General features: G+C 68.5%; 17 protein-coding genes and 1 tRNA gene. 4 read left to right on the top strand and 14 right to left on the bottom strand.

The features are described from left to right. Positions 1-2 precede the first annotated feature (2 nt). Genes virB10 through ACESMY_RS11845 form a run of 11 tightly spaced genes read right to left on the bottom strand, consistent with a single transcriptional unit; the run spans position 3 to position 8,321 of the window. Positions 3-1,106: a type IV secretion system protein VirB10 gene (gene virB10, locus ACESMY_RS11895; RefSeq protein WP_372784800.1), complete on the bottom strand. Its 1,104-nt coding sequence runs from the start codon at positions 1,104-1,106 to the stop codon at positions 3-5. Next, on the bottom strand, positions 1,103-1,957 hold the full coding sequence (locus tag ACESMY_RS11890; RefSeq protein ID WP_372784799.1) for a TrbG/VirB9 family P-type conjugative transfer protein: 855 nt from the start codon (positions 1,955-1,957) through the stop codon (positions 1,103-1,105). The genes virB10 and ACESMY_RS11890 overlap by 4 nt, the downstream gene beginning before the upstream one ends. Further along, on the bottom strand, positions 1,954-2,625 hold the full coding sequence (locus ACESMY_RS11885) for a virB8 family protein (protein ID WP_372784798.1): 672 nt from the start codon (positions 2,623-2,625) through the stop codon (positions 1,954-1,956). The genes ACESMY_RS11890 and ACESMY_RS11885 overlap by 4 nt, the downstream gene beginning before the upstream one ends. Then, complete coding sequence (locus tag ACESMY_RS11880; protein WP_372784797.1) at positions 2,622-2,828, bottom strand: hypothetical protein; 207 nt, start codon at positions 2,826-2,828, stop codon at positions 2,622-2,624. Before ACESMY_RS11880 ends, ACESMY_RS11885 begins: the two co-directional genes overlap by 4 nt. Beyond that, positions 2,825-3,760 carry a type IV secretion system protein gene (locus ACESMY_RS11875; protein ID WP_372784796.1) on the bottom strand — a complete coding sequence of 312 codons (936 nt, stop codon included), beginning with the start codon at positions 3,758-3,760 and terminating at the stop codon, positions 2,825-2,827. The genes ACESMY_RS11880 and ACESMY_RS11875 overlap by 4 nt, the downstream gene beginning before the upstream one ends. 2 nt (positions 3,761-3,762) lie before the next feature. Then, positions 3,763-3,972, bottom strand: a complete 210-nt coding sequence (locus ACESMY_RS11870) for an EexN family lipoprotein (protein ID WP_372784795.1) — start codon at positions 3,970-3,972, stop codon at positions 3,763-3,765. An 11-nt stretch (positions 3,973-3,983) separates the two neighbouring features. Next, a complete protein-coding gene (locus ACESMY_RS11865; RefSeq protein WP_372784794.1) occupies positions 3,984-4,688 on the bottom strand; it encodes a type IV secretion system protein in 705 nt (234 codons plus the stop codon). Then, a complete protein-coding gene (locus ACESMY_RS11860) occupies positions 4,685-7,036 on the bottom strand; it encodes a VirB4 family type IV secretion/conjugal transfer ATPase (RefSeq protein ID WP_372784793.1) in 2,352 nt (783 codons plus the stop codon). Before ACESMY_RS11860 ends, ACESMY_RS11865 begins: the two co-directional genes overlap by 4 nt. A 22-nt stretch (positions 7,037-7,058) precedes the next feature. After that, complete coding sequence (locus ACESMY_RS11855; RefSeq protein WP_372784792.1) at positions 7,059-7,403, bottom strand: type IV secretion system protein VirB3; 345 nt, start codon at positions 7,401-7,403, stop codon at positions 7,059-7,061. Between the two features lies 1 nt (position 7,404). Continuing rightward, complete coding sequence (locus ACESMY_RS11850) at positions 7,405-7,728, bottom strand: TrbC/VirB2 family protein (RefSeq protein ID WP_372784791.1); 324 nt, start codon at positions 7,726-7,728, stop codon at positions 7,405-7,407. Next, positions 7,725-8,321: a lytic transglycosylase domain-containing protein gene (locus ACESMY_RS11845; protein ID WP_372784790.1), complete on the bottom strand. Its 597-nt coding sequence runs from the start codon at positions 8,319-8,321 to the stop codon at positions 7,725-7,727. Before ACESMY_RS11845 ends, ACESMY_RS11850 begins: the two co-directional genes overlap by 4 nt. Positions 8,322-8,659: 338 nt before the next feature. Between ACESMY_RS11845 and ACESMY_RS11840 the strand changes: the two genes are divergently transcribed. From ACESMY_RS11840 to ACESMY_RS11830, 3 genes are all read left to right on the top strand, one after another. Next, entirely contained in the window at positions 8,660-8,956 is a 297-nt protein-coding gene (locus ACESMY_RS11840) for a response regulator transcription factor (protein ID WP_372784789.1), read from the top strand. 305 nt (positions 8,957-9,261) lie between these two features. Then, positions 9,262-9,753: a helix-turn-helix domain-containing protein gene (locus ACESMY_RS11835; protein WP_372784788.1), complete on the top strand. Its 492-nt coding sequence runs from the start codon at positions 9,262-9,264 to the stop codon at positions 9,751-9,753. Between the two features lie 133 nt (positions 9,754-9,886). After that, on the top strand, positions 9,887-10,159 hold the full coding sequence (locus ACESMY_RS11830) for a helix-turn-helix transcriptional regulator (RefSeq protein WP_372784787.1): 273 nt from the start codon (positions 9,887-9,889) through the stop codon (positions 10,157-10,159). Between the two features lie 165 nt (positions 10,160-10,324). Here the strand turns inward: ACESMY_RS11830 and ACESMY_RS11825 are convergent, their stop codons facing one another. The 3 genes from ACESMY_RS11825 to ACESMY_RS11815 form a co-directional block, all read right to left on the bottom strand. Beyond that, positions 10,325-10,612, bottom strand: a complete 288-nt coding sequence (locus ACESMY_RS11825; protein WP_372784786.1) for a hypothetical protein — start codon at positions 10,610-10,612, stop codon at positions 10,325-10,327. A gap of 102 nt (positions 10,613-10,714) precedes the next feature. Continuing rightward, positions 10,715-11,980 carry a hypothetical protein gene (locus ACESMY_RS11820; RefSeq protein ID WP_372784785.1) on the bottom strand — a complete coding sequence of 422 codons (1,266 nt, stop codon included), beginning with the start codon at positions 11,978-11,980 and terminating at the stop codon, positions 10,715-10,717. 664 nt (positions 11,981-12,644) lie between these two features. Continuing rightward, a tRNA-Thr gene (locus ACESMY_RS11815) sits at positions 12,645-12,719 on the bottom strand. A 102-nt stretch (positions 12,720-12,821) separates the two neighbouring features. Here ACESMY_RS11815 and ACESMY_RS11810 point away from each other — a divergent pair. After that, positions 12,822-12,971: a hypothetical protein gene (locus ACESMY_RS11810; RefSeq protein WP_372784784.1), complete on the top strand. Its 150-nt coding sequence runs from the start codon at positions 12,822-12,824 to the stop codon at positions 12,969-12,971. Positions 12,972-13,054: the final 83 nt, after the last annotated feature.

Here is a 13,054-nt window from a genome sequence, read left to right as displayed (position 1 = left end):
GGCTAGCGCGCCTGCAGGCTGTAGACCCCGGAGAAGTCGAAGTCCTGGGCCACGAAGATCGACACTTCCGAGCCCTGCGCCTTGCGCAGCGAGGGCGGGATGTTGACCGAGTTCTGCAAGGCGACGGCGGCCGCGTCCGATGGCACGCGCGCGGTATTGCCGCCGCCGGGACCCGCCAAGGCATAGGACCCGCCATCGACGATAGACAGAAGCAAAGCGCCGCCGAACCGGTCCCAGAAATGGGTGTCGAGGGTTCCGTCAAACCCTGCGCGCCCGAGGCTGTCGGCGGCCGGTGACTCCAGGCGGATCACCACGCCGGCCGGGGTAACGGCTCGGGTCCAGAGCACGAAGAGGCGGGTCTGCCCCTGCTTCAGCGTGCTGCGGTATTCGCCCAGAACCTTGGTGCCTTTCTCCATCAGCACCACCGCGCCGTTGTCGGAGAGCACGTCTCGAGGGATCAGGCAGCTCACGTAGCCTGGCGTGGCGGTGTCCATGGCCGTCTGCAATAGACAGGGAATGGCCGCGCCGGCGACGATCAGGAAGTTTCGGTCGGGCAGGCGCGCGGCGCGGGCCCGACCGATCGTCGAGCCCTGCCGCAGTTGGTCGAGTTCGGTGGGCGCCCGGGCGGCGACCTCGATCGCCGGCACGATCGGGCCGCCGCCGATGGACGGGGCCGAGGTTGGCGTGCCGTCGCGGCTGTAGGCGATGAGGGGCGCGCCGCGGATCGCAGCTTGGGACGCGCGCGCCTGCGACGCCGCGTCCGCCGGCGCCTTTGCGCCGTCGGCTGCCGGCATGGTTGCTCCAGCCCCTGCGGACGTCAGGAGCGGCGCCCCGCTGCCGGGATGGGCCAGGGTCGGGGCGGACGACAGCGGCTCGAAGGCCACGACCTGGCGCGCCGGTTGCTCCGGCGCTGTGGCCGCGTGGGGCTTGGACCCCCGCCAGGTGGCGGCGACGAACACGCCGCAGCCCGCCACGAGGGCGGCGACGACCAGGGCCCGTCCAGCGCGGCCGGCGCCCAGGCGCCCGGCGATCGGCGAAATGGATCGCTCCACGAGCGCGGGGCGGACCGGCGGAGCGTCGCCGGCTTCAAGATCGAGGTCGCTCATGGGTGCGGCGCTCCCTTTTCGGTGCGTTGGACGTCGGTGGCGGTCGTGCCGGTGCCGGGGTTTCGGCCGTAGGGCTCGAAGGCCTGGTTGAAGAGGCAGAGCACTTCGCGCCCGCGGCGCAGGCGAAGTTCGCGGACCACGGCGTGGACCACCACGAATTCGCCGCGGACATCGAAGGGCACCAAGCTCTCCGTCCCGGAGGACTCGACACTGAAGAGGGTCGGCACCGGCTGGTTGGCCGGGAAGCGCAGCACCGTGAACCGGCCGTTGTCGGAGGCCTCCGACGGCTGGAGGCTGCTCGCGCCCTGGACCGCGTAGTTGAGATTGCGGGTCCCTTCGACGACGGCCCGGTCGAGCTTCAAGTCCAGGACCTTCTGCGACAGGACCGAGGCCTCGGCGGCGACGCCCGCGGCCGCCTTGGCCTTCTCGTCGGCCGGATAGCGAAAGCGCAGCCCGAACACCGTGTCGGGAGTCGGGCGGCCCGAAGCGCCGGCCCGTGTCGAAAGTTCGAAGGTATAGGTGCGCGTCTCGCCGGCCCGGCCGGTGGTGACGATCAGATTGGTGGGGCCGCGCGGCGCCTTGGGCTTCACGAAGAGAATGTTCTTCTCCGCGGCCACATCCCAACCGGTGGTGTCGCCGAGCGCCACATGGAGAATGGTCTCATCGTCGCCGAGCACGATCTGGGTGGCCGTGCGGAAGACGCCGGTGATTTTCACGACCGCCCAGGGATCGTAGTCCACCGTCTTGATGCGAGGGTCGGAGGGGCCTGGACGCGGCGTGTCGAGGCCCCACGCGCCCGACGCCGCGCCGAGGACAAGGGCGGTGACGAGCGTTGCGAGCACAGGCCTCACCGAACCACCTCCGGATCGGCGCGGTAGCTGGACACCTGGAATCCCAGCGGATTCCGCAGGCGATCGCCTTCGGCCATGGGCGCCTTGGTGTAGGCAAAGGCGACGGTGGCGATCCAATCGCTCTCGGTCACTTGGGACGACTGGCGCACCGTGCGATGGAAGCGGACGTCGGCCACCCCTTGGCTGACGAAGCTCACCGCGCGGATTTCCACCTGCGCCTCGCCGGTCGGGCCGTAGACGACCTGGGGGCTGGTGGGATTTGCGGGACGAAAGATGTCGGCCCAGCGCTCCTGTTCGGCCGGCGTCGACATGATGGAAACCTGCCGGAAGTTGGCTTCGGCGGCCGGGGCGAGCCAGCCCTCTCGGACGCGGACATATTGCGCGAGGAAGTGCTTGGTGACAGCCTCGTCGTAGGTCACCGGCTTCCCGCGTTTCAGCGCCGAGACCACGTCGACCGTGCCCGTCGTGCGATCCACGCGGATCACGAAGGGAACGGTGGTCTTCAGCGGGGCCAGAGCGGCCACGGCGCCGATCGCCGCCAGGGCGAGCAGGCCGGCGAAGCCCGCCACGCCCCAGGCGAAGCGCCGCGACCGCTCGGCGCTGCGCAGGCGGTCGGCGTCCCAGCTTTTCGCCTCGTCGAAATAGGTCTTCAGGGTGGGGCGGTTCATTGGCCGCAGCTCGGATGGTCGGCCGGCGGGGCCGTCACGCCCACGGGCGCGGCCGCGGCGCCAGCCGGATCGAGAACGCTGCCGTGCGGGTTCCCGGGCCGCAGATGCTTGCCGTCACAAACCGGGAGCGCGCCGCCGCCAGGACTGGCGCAGCTGGCGGAGCCCAACGACAGCACGGCGATCAGGATGGATATCGCTCTCATGCGCGGCCTCCCGCCGGACGAATAGAGCCGCCCCCATGGGGTGCGTTGCGCTGGGCTTCCTGCGGGCCCTGCGGGGCGCCGCCCCGCGGGCCTCGGCCGAGCGACGCGGCGTTGGCGAAGTCGGCCAATCCCGCGCTGGCCCCGCCGGCGATCCCGGCCGCGATCGCCGGCGTCTGCAGGAAGAAGATCGCGCCCAGCAGACAGAGCGCGACGAAGAGGAACCCCCCGGCCGTCGGATCCTGACCGTCGATCGAACTCCACTGCTGGGCCACCAGCGACAGCACCAGTTGGAAGACGGTGATGATCAAGGCGAACAGGACGACGTAGTTCACGGCCTGCGACAGCCAGCCGAAGAAGAAGCGCCGGCTGGCGTCGAACAGCGCGCAGGCGATGAATATGGGGCCGAGCGCGATCAAGAGCGCCAATGCCACCTTCGCCAGCATCACGACACCGAATCCGAGCGCTGCGGCCAAGGCGCCCACGACATAGACCACGGCGGAGAGAATCCAGGGCCCTAGATCGACAGGACTGCCGGTCTTTGCGACCTTGTCGGCCAGGTAGGCCGCGCGCCCAAAGAACTGGTCGAACGCGGCCCCGACGTCCGGCACCCCCGCACCGCTGATGGCCTGGGTGAGGGTGTCCGGCAGCGTGTGGAACAGCGGGGTGGTGACGTAGCTGGAGTAGGCCACGGTCGTCGCCAGCATGTAGATGAAGCCGAGCTTCAGGCTCCGCACCGCGAAGTCCATGAGCGGCTCCTGGATCGCGCCCCGCAGGATCGCGAACCCGTAGAGCAGCACATAGAGCACCAGGGCGGCGCGCAGCGGTCCGGAGACCGCCGCGATCACCGAACTCGCCCGCTCGTTCAGGAACGTATCGAGCTTGCCGTCCACGAACTGGTAGGCCGGCTCGAAGATCTGGAAGGTCCCCACCACGGTCAGAAGGCCTTGTGGAACTCGCGCATCCGCGCATCGCGCGCGGCGGCGGCGACCGCAGCTTCGGCGGGTTCGCATTCCGGTCCGCGATGCGCACTAGAGCGGCAGTCGGCGACGACCGACTTGGCGGCGTCGAGATGGGCCGCGAAGAAGCTGAGGCTGCGAGGCTGCGCGGAGCAGCCGGCGATCGCGGCGCAGGCCAGCAGGCTCAAGGCGATCCGGTTCATTGGAACGACTGGCGGAAGAGCGCCAACCGAGCCTCGCGCGCCGCGGCCGCCCGCTCTCGATCGCGCAGAACCTGCACGCGGTCTTCCGCCGCCTGAGCCATGGCCAGGCCCTGCAGCCGCATCTGGTCGTTCGCCGTAATGGCCTGCTCTGTGGTGGCCCGCGCTTGCAAGTCGAGGACGGCGCGCGCGTTGGGTGCCGCGTCGATAGCCTGTTGCAGCGTCTGCAGACCCGCCAGACGCTGTGCGCCGCCGGTCGCGACCGCTTCGCCCAGCGCCTGGTCGCGCGCCGCGCGCATGCCCGCGGCCTCGAGATCGGCGCCGAGCGTGTCCCCGGACGGCGGCGTGTAGAGCCGGCTGGCGTTGCGGATGGCTTGCGCCCGCGTCCCGATGTCCCCGAGCGCGGTGACCCCGCCTTGCGCCGCAGAGGTGAGCGCGCCAACGCCAGGGAGCAATTGGCGAAGAGCCGGAGCTTCCAGGGCGCTGGCGATGCCGCCGACGTGGGAGCTCTGGTTCAAGCTCTGCAGAAGCTGCTCGCCTTGCTGAACCTGGGTCTCCGCCTGGCGCAACTGGTGAAGCGCGGTCTCCGTTTGCTGGATCAGCTTGGCGTAGTTGGCACCGTCGTAGACGGCCATCTGGGCGCGGGCCGGCGCCGCCGAGAGGGCGAGGAGGACGGCCGTCGCCGCCAGGGACTTTGGGATCACGGGAGGAGCCTCCGTTCGTGGTGAAAGGGTTCGAGCCATCGGGCGGGGTCATCGCCGACCCGAGCGCGGATGCGGTCGAGCAGATCGACGGTCTCGGTGCGCCCGGAGAGGATCGCCAGCGCGTCGTCCAGGCCATCGAGGCGCAGCTCGGCGACCACGGAGTTCAGACCCTGCTTGATCAGGAATTGGCGGGACTCCGGGGCCAGCTCCTCACGGACCAGAGCGAACTCCCGACGGGTCAGCCCAACGCCCTCGACATAGTCGCGCTCGGCGGCGTGCGGGTTCGGCAGGAAGATCTTCGTGGCGCACTGTTCGAGGATCGTGTGCGCGATCGGCGAGCGCAGGACATCGGCGGGAGACTGCGTGCCGAACACCATAAAGGCGTTCTGCTTGCGGTAGGTCTTGAGCCCGTCCTGGGCCAGGCCGCGGAATGCCTCGTCGCCGAGCGCCTTCCAGAATTCGTCGATGTCGATGACCAGCCGGCGGCCGTCCACCAGGCCGCCGAGCCGGTGGAACAGGTACATCATCAGGGGCGTGCGGACCTCGGCGTTGTCGAGCAAGTCGGTCATGTCGAAGCCCACGAAGCGGGCGTCGAGCGCGACGGCGTCGGCGTCGTTGTCCAAGGCCCAGCCCAGGGCGCCGCCTCGGCACCACTTCTCCAGGCGCGCGCCGACCCCTCCGGCGTCCCGCTGGCCCAGCAAGCTTCGCAGAGCGGAGAACGATCGCTGCGCCGGTGGTAGGGGGCCGAGCGCCAGGATCGCGTCGTCGATCGCACGTTCGTCCTGCACGCTGAGGGGCCGTTCGTCTGCTGCGACCAACTGGCGGACCAGCGCGGACAGGAAGGCGCGGTTCGCGGGCGACGCTCCGAGCGCTTTCAGTGGCGCGAAGCCGCTGGATTGACCGTTGCGCAGGGTCAGATACGTCCCGCCGCTGGCGCGCACGAACAGCTCCGCGCCGCGGTCCTTGTCGATGAACACCAACTGCGGCGAGAACTTCTCCAGCTGCGCCAGCATGAAGTTCTGCACGACGGTCTTACCGGACCCCGAGGGACCGCAGATGAAAGTGTGACCGAGGTCGCCGAGGTGAAAGTTGAAATGGAAGGGCGAGCCGGCCGAGGTGCGCAGCAGCGCCACCGCCGGCCCCCAATGGTTGCCGTCCGCGCGGCCCGCCGGGTGGGTGTGGAACGGCGCGAACGCCGCGAAATTCCGCGAGGTGATCGCGGCGGGACGGACCCTGCGGCTGAAGTTGCCGGGAAACTGCGCCCAGAACGCCGCCTCGAGCGCGAGGTCTTCGCGGGCGGTGACTAGGCCAGAATCGGCGAGGCTGGCGCGGGCTTTCGACAGGTGGTCGGCGAGTTCGGCCGGCGCGTCGCCGTAGACCAGGATGGAGGCCTGGTGGTCGCCCATGGCGAAGCGGTTGGACATCAGGTCGTCCAAGGCGTCGCTCAGGCCCGCGGTCTGTGAGGTCGCCCGGTCGCGCGCGGACAGCATCTGGTTCTGTTTGCGCTCCATGACCGCCCGGGCGGCGGCCTTGGACAGGAAACTGAACGACTGGCTGATGACCAAGGGGAAGCGAGCCGAGAGCAGGCCATTCCAAAGGCCGGGCCGGGTCGTGGCCGGATACTCCTTGATCCCAAAGACCGCCGCGAAGCGGGTTTCGGCGACATCTCGAATTTCCAGGGCTTCGCGCCCGAAGATCAGTCGCGACGCGTAGACCGCAGACCCGAGATGGCCCCGCACCAGGGGGACGGGCTCGTGACGACCGGTCAGCAGCAGCCGCATCAACTCCATGGGCTCTGAGAAGCCCTGTCCGCCGCGCTCGTAGACCTTCAGAGCGCGAGGGCCGTAGCGGCCGAGATATTGCGCGAGGTCACGGCCGGCGTCCTCGATCCGGGCCAGGGCGGCGTCATCGACATCGGGCGCCGCCTGCGCGCGTCGGGTGAGCCAGGCGCCGGCCCGGTCCGCCGCGTCGCGCCCCGGGTGGAGCACCAGGGAGACGTAGAGTTCGTTGACGAACATCCGCCCGGCGCCGAGCCGGGCGCGGTAGGCGGCATCGAGGTCGGCTGCGAAGCCGGAACGGAAGCGGCCGGCGGGATAGGCGGTGTGCTCGCGCCGCACGAGGTGATGCCAGACTGCCAGCCGGTCGTCGGCGAGATTGCGCCAGGCGCCGTTCAGCTTGGCATGCCAATCGTTGAGGTCGCGGATGTCGGCGGTCTCGAAGCTCGCCCCGTCCAGTTGGAAGCAGAGCATCAGCGCCCCGCTGTCGAGGGCGACCACCCTTTCATTGACGTGCCGCGCATAGGGCAGGGTAGCCTGCGCCTCAGCCTCCCGCGCCAAGGCGGCCTTCATCGGCCGAGCTTGAAGCCCGAGGCTAGCCACGCGCCAACTCCGCGGATGCGAAGCGCCGGCGGACCGGCAGAGGGGTGAACGAGTTGCCGCCCCAGATCGCGCCATTTCGGGAGCGGCCCTTGGTGTCCACGTACTGCCAGAGAACCCGGAACGCGTTGGAGTCATGCTTGCAGATCGCGCGGCAGATCACGTGCAAAACCGGCGCGATCAGCAAGTAGATCAGACCATGCGCGGCCAGGAACACGGTGGCCGAGACGATGACGTTGAGCCCCATGGCTTCCATCGGCACGCCGGCGATCATCGCCGGCCGCGTGCAGGCGAGGAACAGGGGGTCTTCCGTCAGACGCTCTTCGGGGCCGGAGATCACCTCAACCTCCCGAACCGCCGCCGACCATCAGGTCGACCAGGCCTGCGGCGCTGAAGATCACGATGATCCCGACGATGACCGCACCGGCCCGCCGCAGGTCCAGGTGGCCGAACATCCAGGCGATGCCGGTGACGATGATTGCGATCACCGCCAGGCCCCGGATGACGTTGGAGTTGAGGATCGAGATGATGTTTTGAATGAAGGTCCCGATATTGCCCCCGGTGGCGCCTGTTGTCTGCGCCAATGCGGGGCTGGCCGCGGCGCAAAGCGCCAGGGCCGCCATCACGAGGATCGGTCCGCTTCGTTTCAGGGTGTGCAAGGTCAAGGCTGATCTCCTTGGCGAATAGACGGGGAGGTCACGAAGGCTGCCGGCCTCAGATCGCCGAAGGCGTCCCAGGCCGGGGGGTGCGGCGCGGTTAGCGGCGCCAGAGTTTCAGCAGGGAGGGCCGCGGCGGCGGCCGCCGACCGCACCACACGGGTGACGTAGCCGTTCCGAAATCCGCGTTGGCGGTCGCCCGTGTTGTAGAGCGACAGCGCGGTGCGCAGCGCCGATTGGTCGTCGGCGGCGAGCGCGCGAACGGCCTGGTAGTTGTCCCGCAGCAAGCTGGCCCCGGCGGCGAGACTGCTGCAGGGATCGAAGGCGTCCGCCACTGTCAGGCCCAGGCGGCCCAGATTGGCGCTGTTGATCTGCGCCAGTCCGAGATCGATGTTTGCGCCGCTTGAGATGAGGGTCCTGGCGCTCGCGATCGCCTCGGCGCGTGACGCAACGCGAACGCGCCGAGGCGCAGGACCATTGACACCGATCGCCAGCGGATCGAGGCCACTCTCCACCCGCGTCACCGCCAGAAGCGTTTCGGGTGCGGCCTGCGGTGCGCAGTGCGCCGCCAGGTCCAGGACGATCTCGGGGGCGAGGATCACGGCAATCCCTCCGGCGTGGAGGTCAAGCGAGGTTGCGGGACGTGGCGCATGGCCAGACTGTTCCCGACCTGCGCTTTCTCCGCGATGCGTAACCCTACGCGCCGCGTTGGGTAGACTTGCGCGTTGAGCAAAGGCCGCCGATGTGCCGCCCCACGCATCCGCAATGAAATTGCGGAGACTCCGCAAGTAAGTTGCGAAGACCAGCGCAATTGTCGGGCGTGAATGCTCTCAGCTTGTGGTTCTGGAACGAAAAGCGGGGATTAGATATTTATTGACCCAAGTACAGACCGTATCTGGCTGTCGGGGGGGAAACCGTCAGCTACTGAGAGGGCAGCCCGATGCAATCACTGCCGAATGCGCCGCGCCGACAGGCCGAGACGACAACTGTCGGTATCCTGACGCTGCGCCAGTTGGAGTGCCTCTACTGGGCGCAAGAGGGCAAGAGCGCCACGGACATCGGCCAGCTGGTGGGCATCTCCGGCCGGACCGTCGAGCGCCATCTCTTCAACGCCTGCCGGACGCTGGGCGTCCGCACCCGGATCCAGGCTGCGATCAAGGCGCGCGACCTGCAACTCTTGCCCACGGCGAGCGGTTCTGCGGAACGGCTGGCGGCGCCACGGTCGTTTCGGCGATAGCCCTAGCGAATCACGACGCCCCGGAAATCCGGCCACCCGAGACTTGGCGTGGACCGCGCCGTTTCGGCGCAATCCGCAATGGAGTTGCGGGGTGTCACGCACTCCATTGCGGGTGTCGGCTCCCAAGTCTTCCGTGCACATCATTCCGCAGGCCAGCGACTTGATCCACCCCGGGATGGTGTAGAGATTTCTCGGAACAAGTATGGGTTGAGTTCGAGCGATTTATGGGTCCGCCCGACCACGACATCCCTGGCCGAGGCGCGACGCTGTCGCGCATTCTGAAAGCGCTGCGGCGTCTGCGAGGCTTGCGCCCAATCGATGTGGCCAACGCCATGAAGATGAAGCCCAGGTCCTACGAATATTTCGAGTCTGGGAAGGCGCGTCTCAACGTCGACCGCGTCCATCAGGTCGCCAAGATCCTCAATGCGGACCCTTACGCCATCCTGGCCGCCATCGACATTGGGTCGCCGGCGTTCGCGTTGAGGACCGTCGAAAACAAGATGGGGACCCTATGGCTGATGGCGCTTCTGGAATTCGACGCGACGGCCCAGGACGACATCAGCCGCCTGGCGCCCGCCGTCCTGATCGTCAGCTTCACCAAGATGTTCGATGAGCTTCTCGTCTTGGCCAGGGAACGCGACGCCTCGGCGGAGGACTGGATGTCGGACAAGCCGCTCCAGGCGCCTCCGGCCGAATCCGACCCTGAAGCTCGCGCCGATGATCAGGGGTCCGGCGGGCCGGACGAGGATCCTGGCTCCAAACCTTCGACAGAGGGCGACCCTGACGACGCAACCTAGCGCGGATGGCGAGCCTTTCGGGGAGACGCGTAGCCTTGCGCATTTATCGCCGCGAGGGCGGCCCCTTAGGGTGAGTCGCATTCGGGCTCCGTCGGCCGTCGCCGAACCGGGATTGGGCCCTTCGGAGGGACTCATGTCCGACGTCACCACCAATCCGGCCCGTTACCTCCGCACCTCGGAAGCCGGCCGCTTTCTTGGGCTGTCTGGCCGCACCCTGGAGAAGCATCGGACCTACGGGACCGGGCCGACCTACCGGAAGATCGGCGGCCTCGTCGTCTACACTGTTGAAGATCTCCAGGCCTGGGCAGACCGAGGCATCAGGTCGTCAACGTCGGAAATCCGTCGCGAGCGGGTTCATCCAGCTCGACGAATTCTGCAAGTTGAGACGATTGGTCCGCAAACATAGCTTCGATCCGCGGAATTCTGATCCTGACTGAGGTCCTGTAGAAATTTTCGGGACACAACGAACTGCGGCCTGGCTCTCGAGCGTCGGAGGCTGGCGACGCTTTGACTTGCTCGGTGCAGGCGCATTCAGCGGCGCGCGCGTTCGGACTTAGTCGGCGTGGTGATCCTATTGCACGGAACCGGTGGCAGCCGCCGCCCGACCGTTGAAACCCTCCAAGGTGCGGATCGCCTGATCGAGGTCCGTCCACGTGTAACGGACCGCGCCACGCTGAACGCTCTCGCAGGAGACGAAAGGTTCGCCATCATCGGTGGGATCCGCCCGCGCCGTGTGCAGCCCGTGGCAGAGATCGTTCCGCAGCTGACGGACATCCTGCAGTTCATCCGGGATGGGACCTCCGGCCAATCGGCGCTCAAGCTGCCCCCAGTGGAGCAGGAGGTAGCCGATGGAGGCCATCAGGTCCCGAAGCGCCGGCTTTTGCGTAAGGGCATTGTCCGCGGGCATCCCGGCAGACTGGCGCCGCACGCTTAAGGGCGCCTCAATGGCCGGCTGGCGACATCAGGGCTCTCCGTCAGAGTCTGGCAAGCGGAGCCAGAACTCGTTGTCCTGGTTGGGCTCGTCCGCGCAATCGCACACGCAGGCCCTCTGCGCCCCGCACGCGCACGGGCGCTCGCACCTGAACCCGCAGCCGCAGGGACGCTCGATGTCGTCCTCGTCCTGCGGTCGCCAGGGCTCCAGGGCGTCGCCGGCCACCGGATCGAGGGCGTCGGCTTCCGCCAGGGCCCAGGCGCTCCATTCGGCCAGGACACCGGCGTCGTCCGGTTTCCCGCCGACCTCGGTGAGCACCTCGGCCACGAAGCCGCGGATGTTCCGGGCCTTGCGCCAATCCCGCGCCTGGCCGAACAGGCGCTTGCGGCGAGCCTTCACCTTCATGATCTCGCGCTCGTCCCGCCGCCGCTCGGCGTCCGCCTGCCGCTTGACCAGGTCGGCCGCGATCTGTGCACGCCATGCGATCCGGTGGGCATGGCCGGCGACCTCGGCGGCCCGGTGGCGGACCTCCGCGACGACCAGCATCGACACCACGACGTCGGCGAGTTGAGCCTCCAGCGGGGCGTCGTCCCGGTCGATCCACGCATTCGTGCCCTCGTCGGTGTCCGACCCACCGACGATCCTGAGGGCGAGGGGACCTGCCGGGCCCGGCCGGGTGGTCCACTCGCCCTGGAATGTCGGCTGAGCGCCCGGCGCGTCCAGCGTGAGTGTGAGGCGCCGAGTCCCGATCCGGACCGCCAGGTCGCGCCCGGTCGGGCCGCGCAGCTCGAGCTTCGCGCCGACCTTAGCGAAGGCAAAGGTGAGGCTGTTCAGTAGCCGCAGCCGCCGACGCTCGAACGGCGAGTCGAGGCGCGGGCCCTCCCAATCGGGGCTTCCGCGGTGGGCCGCCTTGTCGGCGCGGCGCTGGTCGTCCGCGGCCAGCAACCGACGGACGTCGGCGCAGGCGCGGTCGAGACTGGCCAGCGCCTTTACCGGGTTGACCCGCGCGAGCGTGCGCGCGCGAACAGCCTCGATCGGCTCGTCGAATATCGGCGGATCGGGCAGTGCCTCAGCAAGCTCGGCCTTACGTTCTTCAAGGGAACTCAGGCCATACGGCGTGATCGTGACCTGTTGCGCCATCGCCGGGCCGCGCGGAGGAAGCGCCGCCTGGACGACCGGCTTGCCGGCCCGCAGTCGGGTCCAGTGACCTGGGCCGGGTAGGGGGATGTCGGCGTCGCGGCAGGCCTGCCTGAGCGCACTGGCCGGGACGCCGAATCTCGCGGCGAGGGTCAGCATAGGCTCGCTCCAGGCCTGTGCGTAGAGCGCCTCACGGCTGAGCGTGGGCATGGGACGTCCGGCTGCGCGGCGGGTCAGGAGGTGGCAAGTCGGCGCCGGTCGGGAGGGCGCGTCGGTGTCCAAGGGGTGATGTCACGGATCTGCCGTTCGGGCTGCTGGCGCAAAACGGTGCACCGACTCCCTAGACGCAAGCCGACCGTCCGCACCCTTCCGCGGGGTCCACAGAATCCGTCGACGTGGCGATGGACATCGCGGCTTGCGTCGGCGCGATGGCTTCCGCCGATGCAGCGGACTGCGACGCGAGGCGCGGCCAAGCGCCGAGACCACACAGAGAACCGTCAACTAGCGCCACAATTGCGAGTGAGTCCGATTTTGGGGTCAATTGCCGGCGGGCCGCGGTGGATTGCCGCCGCTGACTGAGTAGCCGCTGGCAGCGCATTGCAGACTTCGCCCGGAGGCGTCACCCGCGGCTCTGACCTCCCTGCGGACGCAGAAAATCGCTTCGCGATTCGTCACCCACACAGCCGTTTTTCTTGGTGCAGGCTCGGCAACGCGACACGAATTCGCCCGTCACGGCGCTTACCATGCGCTTACCAGCGCACTTTCGAGTGAATTTTGAGGAATTGGTGGTTCCCCCAACGCTCTGAAAACGTTGGAGGAACCATGGTGCCACGACAGGGATTCGAACCCTGGACCTCAGCCTTACCAAGGATGCGCTCTACCACTGAGCTATCGCGGCGAATGGCGAGGCGCGGCTATAGCCAACCGGGCGGGCCGCGTGAAGCCCCAATCCGCGCGGGCGATCTTGACGGGCCGGGCGTAGCGCCGCACCCCTTGGCCCATGCCGCCACCTGAAAAGCCCCTGAAGGACGCCGCCTCGGAGCGCGAGGCGAAGCTCAGCCAGGCGCTGCGGGCGAACCTGCGGCGGCGCAAGGCCGGCGACCGTGGCGCGACCACGGTCAAACCCGACAGGAAAAGCGACGGGGGCTGAGCGGGCCTTTGCGCGGCGCTGCGCCGCAGGCTAGATATCACGGCTCGCGCCGCCGCTGGGATCTCCCGAAAGCGCGGCCGTTT

This window comes from Phenylobacterium sp., assembly GCF_041691455.1.
In the GTDB taxonomy this organism is placed as follows: domain Bacteria; phylum Pseudomonadota; class Alphaproteobacteria; order Caulobacterales; family Caulobacteraceae; genus Phenylobacterium.
The sequence above is the reverse complement of the archived record's forward strand: the minus strand, read 5'-3'. Positions and strand labels throughout refer to the sequence as shown.

Bases quoted from the DNA above. Each gene is read 5' to 3' on its own strand.
- virB10 (WP_372784800.1), bottom strand. From the start codon at position 1,106: ATGAGCGACCTCGATCTTGAAGCCGGCGACGCTCCGCCGGTCCGCCCC.
- ACESMY_RS11885 (WP_372784798.1), bottom strand. From the start codon at position 2,625: ATGAACCGCCCCACCCTGAAGACCTATTTCGACGAGGCGAAAAGCTGG.
- ACESMY_RS11880 (WP_372784797.1), bottom strand. From the start codon at position 2,828: ATGAGAGCGATATCCATCCTGATCGCCGTGCTGTCGTTGGGCTCCGCC.
- ACESMY_RS11860 (WP_372784793.1), bottom strand. From the start codon at position 7,036: ATGAAGGCCGCCTTGGCGCGGGAGGCTGAGGCGCAGGCTACCCTGCCC.
- ACESMY_RS11840 (WP_372784789.1), top strand. From the start codon at position 8,660: ATGCAATCACTGCCGAATGCGCCGCGCCGACAGGCCGAGACGACAACT.
- ACESMY_RS11830 (WP_372784787.1), top strand. From the start codon at position 9,887: ATGTCCGACGTCACCACCAATCCGGCCCGTTACCTCCGCACCTCGGAA.
- ACESMY_RS11825 (WP_372784786.1), bottom strand. From the start codon at position 10,612: ATGGCCTCCATCGGCTACCTCCTGCTCCACTGGGGGCAGCTTGAGCGC.
- ACESMY_RS11820 (WP_372784785.1), bottom strand. From the start codon at position 11,980: ATGCTGACCCTCGCCGCGAGATTCGGCGTCCCGGCCAGTGCGCTCAGG.
- ACESMY_RS11810 (WP_372784784.1), top strand. From the start codon at position 12,822: ATGCCGCCACCTGAAAAGCCCCTGAAGGACGCCGCCTCGGAGCGCGAG.